The following is a 14,763-nucleotide window of genomic DNA, read 5'->3' on the forward strand; positions in this document are numbered from 1 at the left end:
TGGGCACGAGAGGCATGAGAACTTCCCCGGCCGCGGGCATGAGAACCTCCCGGCTCAGGGGCATGAGAACTTCGCCGGTCACGGGTGTGAGGGTTTCCCCGGCGAGGGGCGTGAGGGATTCCCCGGTCATGGGCACGAGGGGTTTCCCGGGCACGGTCATGAGGGGTTCTCGGGCCATGGGCACGAGGCGTTCCCCGGGCACGGTCATGACGGGTTCTCCGGGCACGGTCATGACGGGTTCTCCGGGCGTGCAGGGTTTCCCGGGCACGACGACCCATCCGATCGTGACGGCGTCGCCGGCCGTGGGAGTGCGTCCGGGCTGGGGGCCGTCGAGGGGCGTGGTGGCTCTCGGGACGGTGGCTCGGGATACGGCTGTCACGGGGTTTCCTGTGAGGGCGGCGTGTCCGACGGCGTGCCGGGGGGCATGTCCTTCGGCGGGTAGGCCGGTACGTACGCCAGGTGAACAGGCATAACCGGCTCGCGTACCCACCCCCCTCCTCCCCTACGCTTGTCCCGTGACCCCCGTCGAGCTCTCCCGCACCGTGCTGTCCGCGGTGCGTCGTGCCGTCGACGACGGGGAGCTGAGCGTGACCGTGCCCGAGCGTGCCGTGGTGACCGAGCCGGGCCCCGGCGGGTGCGGGGACTTCGCCACCAGCATCGCGTTGCAGCTCGCCCGGCCGGCCGGGCAGCCGCCTCTTCGGGTCGCCGAGATCCTGCGGCCCCGCCTCGCCGGAACCGCCGGCATCCGGGACGTCGTCGTCACCGGGCCCGGGTTCCTCAACATCAGCCTCGACGCGCAGGCCGACCCCGTCACCGGGCTGGTGCGGGAGATCCGGCGGCAGGGCGCCCGGTACGGGCACGGAGACGCCCTCGCCGGACAGGTCGTGGCGCTGCGCGTGCCGTACGAGGTGCGGGCCGAGGTCGTCGCCGACGCGGTCGTACGGATCGTGGGGACCCAGGGCGGCCGGGCCACCGTCGAGCACGGCGAGCCCGTCAATCTGCGGCCCGTGCCCGCGCCGGAGGACCCCGCCCCACTCGGGCCCGACGCCGCCCAGTGGGCCCTGCTCCACCCTGCCCCGCACGACCGGCCCCGGATCACCGCCGACCACCTGGTCCAGCGCGAGGGGAATCCGTTGTTCCGGGTGCGGTACGCCCACGCCCGCGTCCGCTCCCTCAGCCGCAACGCCGCCCGCCTCGGCTTCACCGCCGAGCCCGGCCCCCTCACGGCCGCCGCCGACCCCGAGCCCCGCTTCCCTCTGGCCGCCAACGGCACTGAGGCCGCCCCCCTCGCACCCCCCGTCGGCGCCGGTCCCGCCCCCCTCACCACCGTCGACAACTCCGAGCCCCGCCCCCCTCTGGCCGCCAACGGCACCGAGCCCGCCCCCCTCGGACCCTCCGTCGGCGCCAAGCCCATCCCCCCAACGGCCGTCAACGCCCCTCACCACAACGCCCCCCACCCCACCCCGAACGGCCCAACCACCCCCCACCACCCCCACCACGGCCCCACCCCCCACCCCGGCCCTGACCCCACCCCCCTGGTCCGCGCCCTTCTCACCCCCCTCGCCGATCACCCCCGCATCCTGACCGCGGCCGCCACCCACCGTGCCCCGGACCGGGTTGCCCGGCATCTCGTCACCGTCGCGGATGCCGTGCTGCCCCTGCTGCCCTTCGTGCTTCCCGTCGGGGAGGAGAAACCCTCGGCCGCCCACCGGGCCCGGCTGGCTCTCGCCGAAGCCGCCGGGACGGTGCTGGCCGGCGGCCTGTCCCTGCTCGGCATCGACGCACCCGAACATCTCTGAGGCGCCGAGAGCAGTCGCGTCCCTAAGAGAGACAGAGAGTCTGAGAGTCACGTCATGAGCCGTTCCGCCCACCCCGCCGGGCCCCGTCACGCCGACGTCCTGCCCGAGGGGCACTACTCCGCGCCGCCCGCCGACCTCAACGCCCTGGACACCAAGGTGTGGGCCCAGACCGTCGGCCGGAACGACGACGGTGTGGTCACCGTCGGCGGGATCCCCGTCACCCGGCTCGCCGAGGAGTTCGGCACGCCCGCCTACGTCCTCGACGAGGCCGACTTCCGGGCCCGGGCGCGTGCCTGGCGCACCGCGTTCGGTCCGGACGCCGACGTCTTCTACGCCGGGAAGGCCTTCCTGTCCCGGGCCGTCGTGCGGTGGCTGGACGAGGAGGGGCTCAACCTGGACGTGTGCTCGGGCGGGGAGCTGGCCACCGCCCTGAGCGCCGGCATGCCCGCCGAGCGCATCGCCTTCCACGGCAACAACAAGTCCGTCGAGGAGATCCGCCGGGCCATAGAGGCGGGCGTCGGGCGGATCGTTCTCGACTCCTTCCAGGAGATCGTGCGGGTCGCCCACACGGCGCAGGAGCTGGGGAAGCGGCAGAAGGTCCAGATCCGGATCACCGTGGGCGTCGAGGCGCACACCCACGAGTTCATCGCCACCGCCCACGAGGACCAGAAGTTCGGCATTCCGCTCGCCGGCGGGCAGGCCGCCGAGGCCGTACGGCGGGCCCTTCAGCTCGACGGGCTCGAACTGATCGGGATCCACTCCCACATCGGGTCGCAGATCTTCGACATGTCGGGCTTCGAGGTCGCCGCCCACCGGGTGGTCGGGCTGCTCAAGGACATCCGGGACGAGCACGGGGTCGAGCTGCCCGAGATCGATCTCGGCGGCGGGCTCGGTATCGCCTACACCAGCGCCGACGACCCCAGGGAACCGCACGAGATCGCCAAGGCGCTCACCGAGATCGTCACGCGGGAGTGCGAGAGCGCGCGGCTGCGGACCCCGCGGATCTCCGTCGAGCCCGGCCGCGCCATCGTCGGCCCGACCGCCTTCACGCTCTACGAGGTCGGCACGGTGAAGCCGCTGGACGGGCTGCGGACGTACGTCTCCGTCGACGGCGGCATGTCGGACAACATCAGGACGGCGCTGTACGACGCCGAGTACAGCGTCGCGCTCGTCTCCCGCGCCTCCGACGCCGAGCCGATGCTCGCCCGGGTGGTCGGCAAGCACTGCGAGAGCGGGGACATCGTGGTGAATGACGCGTTCCTGCCGGCCGACCTGGCACCGGGTGACCTGATCGCCGTTCCGGCCACCGGTGCGTACTGCCGGTCCATGGCCAGCAACTACAACCACGTCCTGCGGCCGCCGGTCGTCGCCGTGCGGGACGGGGCGGCCCGGGTGATCGTGCGACGTGAGACGGAGGAGGACCTCCTGCGTCTCGACGTGGGGTGATGTCTCCGTCCGGCGTCGGGTGACGCCTCCGTCCCGGCGTCGGATGACACCCCGCGCCGGAACGGGAGATCCAGGGCCGGAAGATCTACGGTCTTCCGGTCCCGTACAAATGAAATAGATGTCTCACGATCCGGACGAAGGGTAGAAACTCCCGTCCGGTGAGTGAGACTGGTCCAACCGTAGACGGTAAGAGGAAACGAGGTCGGATGATGCGTACGCGTCCGCTGAAGGTGGCGCTGCTGGGCTGTGGAGTGGTCGGCTCAGAGGTGGCGCGCATCATGACGACGCACGCCGACGACCTCGCCGCCCGGATCGGGGCCCCGGTCGAGCTCGCCGGTGTGGCCGTACGGCGTACCGGCAAGGCGCGCGAGGGCATCGACCCCGCGCTGGTCACCACCGATGCCACCGCCCTCGTCAAACGCGGGGACATCGACGTCGTCGTCGAGGTCATCGGCGGGATCGAGCCGGCCCGGACGCTCATCACCGCCGCCTTCGAGCACGGCGCCTCCGTCGTCTCCGCCAACAAGGCCCTGCTCGCCCAGGACGGGGCCGCCCTGCACGCCGCCGCCGGGGAGCACGGCAAGGACCTCTACTACGAGGCCGCCGTCGCCGGCGCCATCCCGCTGATCCGGCCGCTGCGCGAATCGCTCGCCGGCGACAAGGTCAACCGGGTGCTCGGCATCGTCAACGGCACCACCAACTTCATCCTCGACAAGATGGACTCCACGGGCGCCGGGTACCAGGAGGCCCTGGACGAGGCCACCGCCCTCGGGTACGCGGAGGCCGATCCGACCGCCGACGTCGAGGGCTTCGACGCCGCCGCCAAGGCCGCCATCCTCGCCGGGATCGCCTTCCACACGCGCGTGCGCCTCGACGACGTCTACCGCGAGGGCATGACCGAGGTCACCGCCGCCGACTTCCGCTCCGCCAAGGAGATGGGCTGCACCATCAAGCTGCTCGCCATCTGCGAGCGGTCCAAGGACGGCACGTCCGTCACCGCGCGCGTGCACCCCGCGATGATTCCGCTGAGCCATCCGCTCGCCTCGGTGCGCGGCGCGTACAACGCCGTGTTCGTGGAGAGCGACGCCGCCGGACAGCTGATGTTCTACGGGCCCGGCGCCGGCGGCTCGCCCACCGCTTCCGCGGTCCTCGGCGACCTCGTCGCGGTCTGCCGCAACCGGCTGAACGGGTCCACCGGGCCGGGCGAGTCGGCGTACGCCGACCTGACCGTCTCCCCGATGGGCGAGGTCGTCACGCGCTACCACATCAGCCTGGACGTCGCGGACAAACCGGGCGTGCTCGCCCAGGTCGCGACCGTCTTCGCCGAGCACGGGGTGTCGATCGACACCGTTCGGCAGCAGGGCAAGGACGGCGAGGCCTCCCTCGTCGTCGTCACCCACCGGGCCTCCGACGCCTCCCTGTCCGGGACCGTCGAGGCACTGCGCAAGCTCGACACCGTGCGGGGTGTCGCCAGCATCATGCGGGTTGAAGGAGAGTAACCAGCAATGACCCACCAGTGGCGCGGAATCATCGAGGAGTACCGGGACCGGCTGCCGGTATCCGACACCACACCGGTCGTGACGCTCCGCGAGGGCGGCACGCCCCTCGTGCCCGCGCAGGTGCTCTCCGAGCGCACGGGCTGTGAGGTCCACCTGAAGGTGGAGGGTGCGAACCCCACCGGGTCCTTCAAGGACCGCGGCATGACCATGGCCATCAGCAAGGCCAAGGAGGAGGGGGCGAAGGCCGTCATCTGCGCCTCCACCGGCAACACCTCCGCCTCGGCCGCCGCGTACGCGGTACGGGCCGGCATGGTGTCCGCCGTGCTGGTGCCGCAGGGCAAGATCGCCCTCGGCAAGATGGGCCAGGCCCTCGTGCACGGCGCGAAGATCCTCCAGGTCGACGGCAACTTCGACGACTGCCTCACGCTCGCCCGGGCCCTGAGCGAGAACTACCCCGTGGCGCTGGTGAATTCGGTCAACCCGGTGCGCATCGAGGGCCAGAAGACGGCCGCCTTCGAGATCGTGGACATGCTCGGCGACGCACCCGACATCCACGTCCTCCCGGTCGGCAACGCGGGCAACATCACCGCCTACTGGAAGGGCTACAAGGAGTACGCCGCCGACGGCGTCGCCGCCCGGACCCCCCGGATGTGGGGCTTCCAGGCGTCCGGCAGTGCCCCGATCGTGCGCGGCGAGGTCGTCAAGGACCCGTCGACCATCGCCACCGCCATCCGCATCGGCAACCCCGCCTCCTGGAGCTACGCCCTCGCCGCCCGCGACGAGTCCGGCGGCGCCATCGACGAGGTGACGGACCGTGAGATCCTGCGCGCCTACCGCCTGTTGGCCGCGCAGGAGGGCGTCTTCGTGGAGCCCGCCTCCGCCGCCTCCGTGGCCGGCCTGCTCAAGGCCGCGGAGCAGGGCAAGGTCGACCCGGGCCAGCGCATCGTCTGCACCGTCACCGGCAACGGCCTGAAGGACCCCGACTGGGCCGTCGCCGGTGCCCCGCAGCCGGTCACCGTCCCGGTCGACGCGGCCACCGCGGCCGAGCGCCTCGGCCTCGCCTGAACGGCCCGGAATCCGGGTCGTCCCTGACACGGGGCACAGGGGGCTTACGACACGCATCGTGCGCCTCCTGTGCGCCCTATGTCGCCACAGAACCTTCCTTCGATAGGCTGTAGCGAACCCGCCTACCGCATATGCCCTCGCGTATGGCACGGCGCCGCGCCGTCTCCGCGGCCCGACGGGTCCTCGTACGTCAGTCATCGGCAGTCCACCGAATGACCATCGAATCCCTCGAGCGTCATTCGACCGTCACGCAGCTCAAGGAGAGTCTTCGAGCGATGGCCGGTCCAGCCTTCCGCGCCGCCGCCGTCCGGGTGCGCGTTCCCGCCACCAGCGCCAATCTCGGCCCGGGCTTCGACGCCCTCGGCCTCTCGCTGGGGCTCTACGACGACGTGGTCGTCCGGGTGGCCGATTCCGGGCTGCACATCGACATCGCGGGCGAGGGCGGCGAAACCCTCCCGCGCGACGAGAGCCACCTCCTCGTCCGCTCCCTGCGCACCGCCTTCGACCTGCTCGGCGGACAGCCCCGCGGCCTGGAGATCGTCTGCGCCAACCGCATCCCGCACGGCCGGGGCCTGGGCTCCTCCTCCGCCGCCATCTGCGCCGGCATCGTCGCCGCCCGCGCCGTGACCATAGGCGGTGAGGCCCGTCTGGACGACGCCGCGCTGCTGGAGCTGGCCACCGAGATCGAGGGCCACCCGGACAACGTGGCCGCCTGTCTGCTCGGCGGATTCACCCTGTCCTGGATGGAGGCCGGCAATGCCCGGGCCATCAGGATGGACCCGCACGATTCCATCGTTCCGGTGGTTTTCGTGCCCGGAAAGCCGGTACTGACCGAGACCGCGCGCGGCCTGCTCCCGCGCACCGTGCCGCACGTCGACGCCGCCACCAACGCGGGCCGGGCCGCCCTGCTCGTCGAGGCCCTGACCAGGCGCCCCGAGCTGCTGCTGCCCGCCACCGAGGACCGCCTGCACCAGGAGTACCGCGCCCCGGCCATGCCGGAGAGCGCCGCGCTGGTGGAGCGGCTGCGCGCCGACGGCATCCCGGCCGTGATCTCGGGCGCCGGTCCCACCGTCATGGCCCTCGCCGACGCCGAGAGCGCGGACAAGGTGTCCCACCTCGCGGGTGAGGGCTGGGCCGCCAACCGGCTGGACCTGGATGTCCAGGGAGCGAGCGTGCTGCCGCTTGCGCCCTGACACACGGTTGCCGGATATGAGAGGGGGAATGTTTGTTGGATCCGGTAGTGTTAACCTCAAGTCTGCACCCGACCCCACCGTGGCGAGGTGCTTTGTGTCCCCGTCCGGGACAGACATTCTTCCGGGAGTCTCCCGCGCCACTCCGTGTTCCTTGCGCCGTACCTGGGCAGTACGTCGTATGCGGGCACTGAGCGGGCCGCCGGGCACACTCCGGAATCGGTGCTCCCACGCCACGTGACACTGGATGCCACGACTCGCGGAAGCGCCATCACCGCACATTTCCTCCGCCGCTTTGGCGGACCACCGCCCCGGCACGGTTCGCAGAAGACAGGACCGTAGCCGGACAGCACAACCGGTCGCCGAGCCAGACAGGCCGACGTCCGCTCCAGGGAAGGACCCTTCGTGAGCGACACCACCGATCTGATGGGCGCACGTGTCGAGGAGACCGCTGCCGCGCCCGCCACGGACGCCTCCGCGCCTGCCACCGGTGCCGGCTCCCGGCGGCGCCGTGGTACCGGCCTCGAGGGCATGGTGCTGGCCGAGCTGCAGCAGGTTGCCTCGGGCCTCGGCATCAGGGGCACCGCGCGGATGCGCAAGAGCCAGCTGATCGAGGTCATCAAGGAGGCGCAGGCCGCCGGCGGAGGCGCCTCCTCCGGGGCGGCCGCCCCCAAGGCCGATGCCGCCACCGAGACCAAGCCGAAGCGCCGGGCCACCTCCAAGGCCCGCACCGGCGAGGACGCCGAGAAGAAGGCGGCGAAGGCGGCCGAGGCTCCCGCCGAGAAGGCCGTGGCCCAGCAGCAGATCGAGATTCCCGGCCAGCCGGCCTCCGACGACGCGCCGATCGAGCGCCGTCGCCGCCGCGCCACGGCCGAGGCGGGCAGCCCGGCCCAGGGCGGTGCCGAGACCGTCGCCGCCGAGGCGAAGGCCGAGCCCAAGGCCGAGACGCCCGCGCAGCAGCAGGGCGAGGCGAAGGGCGACGCCGGTGACGGCGAGGGCCGTGGCCGCCGTGACCGCCGCGAGCGCGGCCGGGACCGCGACCGCGACCGCCGCGGCAAGGGCGACGACCAGCAGGGCGGCGGCCGTCAGGACCGTCAGCAGCAGGGCCAGCAGCAGGGCGGCGGCCGTCAGGACCGCAACGCCGGCCCGCAGGACGACGACGACTTCGAGGGCGGCCGCCGTGGCCGTCGTGGCCGCTACCGCGACCGCCGTGGCCGTCGCGGCCGCGACGAGATCGCCGAGCCGCAGGTCGCCGAGGACGACGTCCTGATCCCGGTCGCGGGCATCCTGGACATCCTCGACAACTACGCCTTCATCCGGACCTCCGGCTACCTGCCGGGTCCGAACGACGTGTACGTCTCCCTCGCCCAGGTCCGCAAGAACGGCCTGCGCAAGGGTGACCACATCACCGGTGCGGTCCGCCAGCCGAAGGAGGGCGAGCGCCGCGAGAAGTTCAACGCGCTGGTCCGCCTGGACTCCGTCAACGGCATGGCGCCCGAACACGGCCGCGGCCGACCGGAGTTCAACAAGCTGACCCCGCTCTACCCGCAGGACCGCCTCCGCCTGGAGACGGACCCGGGCGTGCTCACCACCCGCATCATCGACCTCGTGTCGCCGATCGGTAAGGGCCAGCGCGGTCTGATCGTGGCCCCGCCGAAGACCGGCAAGACCATGATCATGCAGGCGATCGCCAACGCGATCACGCACAACAACCCCGAGTGCCACCTGATGGTCGTCCTCGTCGACGAGCGTCCGGAAGAGGTCACCGACATGCAGCGGTCGGTGAAGGGCGAGGTCATCTCCTCGACCTTCGACCGTCCGGCCGAGGACCACACCACGGTCGCGGAGCTGGCCATCGAGCGCGCCAAGCGCCTGGTGGAGCTGGGCCACGACGTGGTCGTGCTGCTCGACTCCATCACGCGTCTGGGCCGTGCCTACAACCTGGCGGCTCCGGCCTCCGGCCGCATCCTGTCCGGTGGTGTCGACTCGACCGCGCTGTACCCGCCGAAGCGCTTCTTCGGTGCGGCCCGCAACATCGAGGACGGCGGCTCGCTGACCATCCTCGCCACCGCCCTGGTGGACACCGGGTCCCGCATGGACGAGGTGATCTTCGAGGAGTTCAAGGGCACCGGCAACATGGAGCTCAAGCTCGACCGGAAGCTCGCCGACAAGCGCATCTTCCCGGCGGTGGACGTGGACGCGTCCGGCACCCGTAAGGAAGAGATCCTGCTCGGCAACGAGGAGCTGGCGGTCGTCTGGAAGCTCCGCCGCGTCCTGCACGCGCTGGACCAGCAGCAGGCGATCGAGCTGCTTCTCGACAAGATGAAGCAGACCAAGTCGAACGGCGAGTTCCTGATGCAGATCCAGAAGACGACGCCGACGCCGGGCAACGGTGACTGAGTGACAGGGCGCCGCTGAGGCGATCGCGCCCGGTCGCGTGGTTCTCCCGCGTCCCGGACGTCGAGGCCGCCCCCCGTCGGAAACGACGGGGGGCGGCCCCTTTTATGCCCCCGTGTTCATGCCCCCGTATCCGTACAAGGGCGCCGTAACGGCCATGAGCGAGATCTCTGCCACAAAGGGCGCGCGGGGCACCGGCGTCCCGGCGTACCACCGCGGGAGCCGAAGCCGCAGGTGAACGCGGTGAACTCATACCGAGCGACTACGCACGGTGTCCATCGCTGTACGCGATGGACACTGTGCGTTGTGCAACCCTTTCCCGAGTTTCTCCGTCTGATCAGGCAGAGCGACGATGGAGCGGTGACAACCGCGCCCGACCCTGAACGCAGGGGGTATCCGACCGCCGAGACCTAGGAGCGAAGTGGCCGCCGAGAGCACGCCCGAGCCCGCCATAGCCGAGCCGGGCACGATCGAACCCCGCCGCCGGGGCAGGGGGCGCCGCCGCAAGGCCCCCAGCACGGGCCGCAAGGCCATGCGCGCGACGGCCTGGACGGCCGCGGGCGTGGTCGTGCTGGGCGGGGCCGGCGCCGGGTACGTGTACTTCAAGCTCAACGGCAACATCCACAGCGTCGACATCAACCAGGCCCTCGGCACCGACCGGCCCACGAAGATCGACAACGGCTCGGAGAACATCCTGGTCCTGGGCTCGGACACCCGCTCCGGCAAGAACAAGAAGCTCGGCGGCGGCACGGACGACGGCAGCGCCCGCTCCGACACGGCGATGATCGTCCATGTGTACGAAGGCCACGAGAAGGCCAGCGTGGTCTCGATCCCGCGGGACACCCTCGTCGACCGCCCCCAGTGCACCGACACCCAGGGCACCGCGCACTCCGCCGCGTCCGGCGTGATGTTCAACGAGGCGTACTCCACCGGCGGCGCGGCCTGCGCGGTGAAGACCGTGGAGTCCATCACCGGCATCCGCATGGACCACTACCTGGAGGTCGACTTCGAGGGCTTCCAGAGGCTCATCGACGACCTCGGCGGCGTCCGGGTCACCACGACGAAGGACATCCGCGACCCGCAGAGCCACCTGGACCTCAAGGCCGGCCCGCACACCCTGACCGGCGAGCAGGCCCTCGGCCTGGTCCGCACCCGGCACGGCGTCGGCGACGGCTCCGACCTCGGCCGCATCCAGCTCCAGCAGGCCTTCATCAAGGCGCTGATCGACCAGGTCAAGCACGTCGGTGTCTTCTCGAACCCGAAGAAGCTGTACGACCTCGCCGACACCGCCACCAAGGCCGTCACCACCGACTCCGAGCTCGGCTCGGTCAACGCCCTGATGGACTTCGCGGGCGGCCTCAAGGGCATCGGCTCGTCCCACATGAAGATGGTCACGATGCCGGTGGAGTACGACCCGGCCAACCCCAACCGGGTCCTCCTGGCGAAGGCGAAGGCCCAGCTGGTGTGGAACGCCCTGAAGAACGACGGGCCGATCCCGGCGTCGGCCACCGAGGGCACGGCCACCGGCGAGGCCAAGGGCGTCGTGAGCTGACCGCTCACCCCCAGGAATAGAACAACCGCACCCCCGGTTTGGGTGGATGGGCCCAGTCCTGGCAGACTGGTACGTCGGCTCCGGTTCACGCTCCCGCATCCCGCGGCGGCGACCCGGCGCCCTCCCGGAATCTAGGAGACACCTTGAAGCGCGACATCCACCCCGCGTACGTCGAGACGCAGGTCAGCTGCACCTGTGGCGCGTCGTTCACCACCCGCAGCACCATCGAGTCCGGCACCGTCCGGGCCGAGGTCTGCTCCGAGTGCCACCCGTTCTACACGGGCAAGCAGAAGATCCTCGACACCGGTGGCCGTGTGGCCCGCTTCGAGGCCCGCTTCGGCAAGGCTGCCGGCTCCAAGAAGTAGCGAGCCCCATTTCGCCGGTCCACGGTCGCGCCCTTCACGGGGGTGTGCCCGGGACCGGCGTTTTTGGTCGCCCGTCCTTCCCTTCACCGCAGTACAGGAGCCCAAGATGTTCGAGGCCGTCGAGGAACTCGTCGCCGAGCACGCCGACCTGGAGAAGAAGCTCGCCGATCCGTCGGTCCACGCCGACCAGGCCAACGCGCGCAAGCTGAACAAGCGCTACGCCGAGCTCACCCCGATCGTCGCCACGTACCGCTCCTGGAAGCAGACCGGCGACGACATCGAGACCGCGCGCGAGTTCGCCGCCGACGACCCCGACTTCGCCGCCGAGGTCAAGGTGCTGGAGAAGCAGCGCGAGGAGCTGACCGAGAAGCTGCGCCTGCTGCTCGTCCCGCGCGACCCCAGCGACGACAAGGACGTCATCCTGGAGATCAAGGCGGGCGCGGGCGGCGACGAGTCGGCGCTGTTCGCCGGTGACCTGCTGCGCATGTACCTGCGCTACGCCGAGCGCGTCGGCTGGAAGACCGAGATCATCGACGCCACCGAGTCCGAACTGGGCGGCTACAAGGACGTCCAGGTCGCCGTGAAGACCAAGGGCGGCCAGGGGGCGACCGAGCCCGGGCAGGGCGTCTGGGCCCGGCTGAAGTACGAGGGCGGTGTGCACCGCGTGCAGCGTGTGCCGGCGACCGAGTCCCAGGGCCGTATCCACACGTCCGCGGCCGGCGTCCTGGTCACGCCCGAGGCGGAGGAGGTCGACGTCGAGATCAACCCGAACGACCTCCGCATCGACGTCTACCGGTCCTCCGGGCCGGGCGGCCAGTCCGTGAACACCACCGACTCCGCCGTGCGCATCACGCACATCCCGACCGGGGTCGTGGCCTCCTGCCAGAACGAGAAGAGCCAGCTGCAGAACAAGGAGCAGGCTCTGCGTATCCTGCGCTCCAGGCTGCTCGCCGCGGCGCAGGAGGAGGCGGAGAGGGAGGCCGCCGACGCCCGCCGCAGCCAGGTCCGCACCGTCGACCGCTCCGAGAAGATCCGCACCTACAACTTCCCGGAGAACCGCATCTCGGACCACCGAGTCGGCTTCAAGGCGTACAACCTGGACCAGGTCCTCGACGGCGACCTCGCCGCGGTGATCCAGGCCTGTGTCGACGCCGACTCGGCGGCGAAGCTCGCCGCCGCGTAACACACGTACGCACCAGTACGACACGGAGGACTCGCGTGAACCTGCTGCTCGCCGAGGTGGCCCAGGCCACCCAGCGGCTGGCCGACGCCGGCGTGCCCTCGCCGCGCACCGACGCGGAGGAGCTGGCCGCGTTCGTGCACGGCGTGAAGCGCAGCCAACTGCACTCCGTGAAGGACGCCGACTTCGACGCCCGGTACTGGGAGGTCATCGCCCGGCGCGAGCAGCGCGAGCCGCTGCAGCACATCACCGGGCGGGCCTACTTCCGGTACCTGGAACTCCAGGTCGGCCCGGGGGTGTTCGTGCCCCGGCCGGAGACCGAGTCCGTGGTCGGCTGGGCCATAGACGCGGTCCGCGCCATGGATGTCGTCGAGCCGTGCATCGTCGACCTGTGCACCGGCTCCGGCGCCATCGCGCTCGCCCTCGCCCAGGAGGTCCCGCGCTCCCGCGTGCACGCCGTGGAGCTGTCCGAGGACGCCCTCGTGTGGACGCGGAAGAACGTCGCCGGGTCGCGGGTCGACCTGCGCCAGGGTGACGCCCTCACCGCCTTCCCGGACCTCGACGGCCAGGTCGATCTCGTCATCTCCAACCCGCCGTACATCCCGCTCACCGAGTGGGAGTACGTCGCCCCCGAGGCCCGCGACTACGACCCCGAGCTGGCGCTGTTCTCCGGCGAGGACGGACTCGACCTCATCCGGGGCATCGAACGCACCGCGCACCGGCTGCTGCGTCCCGGCGGAGTCGTCGTGATCGAGCACGCCGACACCCAGGGCGGCCAGGTGCCGTGGATCTTCACCGAGGAGCGTGGCTGGGCCGACGCGGCCGACCACCCCGACCTCAACAACCGGCCACGCTTCGCCACCGCCCGCAAGGCGCTGCCGTGACCGCCCCGCAGACTTCAACCCCGCAGTACGTGTACGAGGAGGCCCGCTAGACATGGCACGGCGATACGACACCAACGACGCGACCGACCGCGTGACGGGTCTGCGCGAGGCCGCGTCCGCCGTCCGCCGGGGCGAGCTGGTGGTGCTGCCGACCGACACGGTGTACGGCATCGGCGCCGACGCGTTCTCCTCGGAGGCGGTCACCGACCTGCTCGCGGCCAAGGGCCGGGGCCGCAACATGCCCACGCCTGTCCTCATCGGCTCCCCGAACACCCTGCACGGTCTCGTCACGGACTTCTCCGAGCTGGCCTGGGAGCTGGTCGATGCGTTCTGGCCGGGCGCCCTGACGCTCGTCGCCAAGCACCAGCCGTCGCTGCAGTGGGACCTCGGCGACACCCGGGGCACGGTCGCCGTGCGCATGCCGCTGCACCCGGTCGCCATCGAGCTGCTCACCGAGGTCGGCCCGATGGCCGTCTCCTCGGCCAACCTCACCGGCCACCCGGCGCCGGAGGACTGCGACGCGGCCAAGGAGATGCTCGGCGACTCCGTCTCCGTCTACCTCGACGGCGGCCCCACCCCGGGCAACGTCCCGTCGTCCATCGTGGACGTCTCCCGCGAGGTGCCGCTGCTGCTGCGCGCGGGCGCGCTCTCCGCGGAGGAGCTGCGCAAGGTCGTACCCGACCTTGAGGTGGCGAATTGACGGCCCCTGAAGCGGGGCGTGGCATAGGCGGCGACGGGCGCTTCAGCGCGGAGGAGACGACGACGTTCGGGTTTCCCCGCGACAGCTTCCGCATCCTCCACGTCAGCACCGGCAATGTGTGCCGCTCGCCCATCACCGAGCGGCTGACCCGCCACTTCGTCGCGGAGCGGCTCGGCGTGCTCGGCGGCGGGCTGGTCGTGGAGAGCGCCGGCACGTGGGGGCACGAGGGCGCGCCCATGGAGGCCAACGCGGAGACCGTGCTGGGCGAGTTCGGCGCGGACGCCACCGGCTTCGTCGGCCGGGAGCTGCTGGACGAGCACGTGATCACGGCCGACCTGGTGCTGACCGCCACCCGCGACCACCGCGCCCAGGTCATCTCCATGGGCCATTCGGCGGGCCTGCGCACCTTCACCCTGAAGGAGTTCACCCGCCTGGTCCGGGCCATAGACCCGGCCACGCTGCCGCCGCTCGAGGACGGGGTGGTCATGCGTGCCCGGGCGCTGGTGCGCGCGGCGGCGGCGCTGCGCGGCTGGCTGCTCGCCCCGACCGCCGAGGCGGACGAGGTGTACGACCCCTACGGCGCCCCGCTGCCCTTCTTCCGGTCCATCGGCGACGAGATACGGGACGCGCTGGACCCGGTCGTCACCGCGCTGACAGGCGTACGCGCGCACACCTAGGGCCTCTCG

At 71.4% G+C, this 14,763-nt stretch carries 12 protein-coding genes; all 12 read left to right on the top strand.

Going from position 1 to position 14,763, the window contains the following annotated elements:
- The first annotated feature begins 515 nt into the window (after positions 1–515).
- Positions 516–1,799, top strand: a complete 1,284-nt coding sequence (nrtL, locus tag FHS34_RS23785; RefSeq protein WP_184968699.1) for an ArgS-related anticodon-binding protein NrtL — start codon at positions 516–518, stop codon at positions 1,797–1,799.
- Positions 1,800–1,853: 54 nt separating this feature from the next.
- Positions 1,854–3,245 (top strand): diaminopimelate decarboxylase, encoded by a 1,392-nt coding sequence (gene lysA / locus FHS34_RS23790; RefSeq protein WP_184968701.1) that lies wholly within the window; start codon positions 1,854–1,856, stop codon positions 3,243–3,245.
- A gap of 206 nt (positions 3,246–3,451) precedes the next feature.
- Positions 3,452–4,744 carry a homoserine dehydrogenase gene (locus FHS34_RS23795; RefSeq protein ID WP_184968703.1) on the top strand — a complete coding sequence of 431 codons (1,293 nt, stop codon included), beginning with the start codon at positions 3,452–3,454 and terminating at the stop codon, positions 4,742–4,744.
- A 6-nt stretch (positions 4,745–4,750) separates the two neighbouring features.
- Complete coding sequence (gene thrC, locus FHS34_RS23800; RefSeq protein WP_184968705.1) at positions 4,751–5,809, top strand: threonine synthase; 1,059 nt, start codon at positions 4,751–4,753, stop codon at positions 5,807–5,809.
- Between the two features lie 275 nt (positions 5,810–6,084).
- Positions 6,085–7,002, top strand: coding sequence for a homoserine kinase (thrB, locus tag FHS34_RS23805; protein ID WP_184968708.1), 918 nt, complete (start codon positions 6,085–6,087; stop codon positions 7,000–7,002).
- 402 nt (positions 7,003–7,404) lie between these two features.
- Positions 7,405–9,399, top strand: a complete 1,995-nt coding sequence (rho, locus tag FHS34_RS23810; protein ID WP_184968710.1) for a transcription termination factor Rho — start codon at positions 7,405–7,407, stop codon at positions 9,397–9,399.
- Between the two features lie 418 nt (positions 9,400–9,817).
- Positions 9,818–10,948, top strand: a complete 1,131-nt coding sequence (locus tag FHS34_RS23815; RefSeq protein WP_184968712.1) for an LCP family protein — start codon at positions 9,818–9,820, stop codon at positions 10,946–10,948.
- Positions 10,949–11,091: 143 nt separating this feature from the next.
- Positions 11,092–11,313, top strand: a complete 222-nt coding sequence (gene rpmE, locus FHS34_RS23820) for a 50S ribosomal protein L31 (protein WP_007499053.1) — start codon at positions 11,092–11,094, stop codon at positions 11,311–11,313.
- 106 nt (positions 11,314–11,419) lie between these two features.
- Complete coding sequence (prfA, locus tag FHS34_RS23825) at positions 11,420–12,496, top strand: peptide chain release factor 1 (protein ID WP_184968714.1); 1,077 nt, start codon at positions 11,420–11,422, stop codon at positions 12,494–12,496.
- Positions 12,497–12,531: 35 nt separating this feature from the next.
- On the top strand, positions 12,532–13,377 hold the full coding sequence (prmC, locus tag FHS34_RS23830) for a peptide chain release factor N(5)-glutamine methyltransferase (protein WP_184968716.1): 846 nt from the start codon (positions 12,532–12,534) through the stop codon (positions 13,375–13,377).
- Between the two features lie 52 nt (positions 13,378–13,429).
- Positions 13,430–14,077 carry an L-threonylcarbamoyladenylate synthase gene (locus FHS34_RS23835; protein WP_184968718.1) on the top strand — a complete coding sequence of 216 codons (648 nt, stop codon included), beginning with the start codon at positions 13,430–13,432 and terminating at the stop codon, positions 14,075–14,077.
- Positions 14,074–14,754 carry an arsenate reductase/protein-tyrosine-phosphatase family protein gene (locus FHS34_RS23840; RefSeq protein ID WP_184968721.1) on the top strand — a complete coding sequence of 227 codons (681 nt, stop codon included), beginning with the start codon at positions 14,074–14,076 and terminating at the stop codon, positions 14,752–14,754. The genes FHS34_RS23835 and FHS34_RS23840 overlap by 4 nt, the downstream gene beginning before the upstream one ends.
- Positions 14,755–14,763: the final 9 nt, after the last annotated feature.

This window comes from Streptomyces echinatus (assembly GCF_014203595.1).
Classification (GTDB): domain Bacteria; phylum Actinomycetota; class Actinomycetes; order Streptomycetales; family Streptomycetaceae; genus Streptomyces; species Streptomyces echinatus.

What these genes read in the sequence shown, in the direction of transcription:
- lysA (WP_184968701.1), top strand. Translation starts at nt 1,854, where the DNA reads ATGAGCCGTTCCGCCCACCCCGCCGGGCCCCGTCACGCCGACGTCCTG.
- FHS34_RS23795 (WP_184968703.1), top strand. Translation starts at nt 3,452, where the DNA reads ATGATGCGTACGCGTCCGCTGAAGGTGGCGCTGCTGGGCTGTGGAGTG.
- thrC (WP_184968705.1), top strand. Translation starts at nt 4,751, where the DNA reads ATGACCCACCAGTGGCGCGGAATCATCGAGGAGTACCGGGACCGGCTG.
- thrB (WP_184968708.1), top strand. Translation starts at nt 6,085, where the DNA reads ATGGCCGGTCCAGCCTTCCGCGCCGCCGCCGTCCGGGTGCGCGTTCCC.
- prfA (WP_184968714.1), top strand. Translation starts at nt 11,420, where the DNA reads ATGTTCGAGGCCGTCGAGGAACTCGTCGCCGAGCACGCCGACCTGGAG.
- FHS34_RS23835 (WP_184968718.1), top strand. Translation starts at nt 13,430, where the DNA reads ATGGCACGGCGATACGACACCAACGACGCGACCGACCGCGTGACGGGT.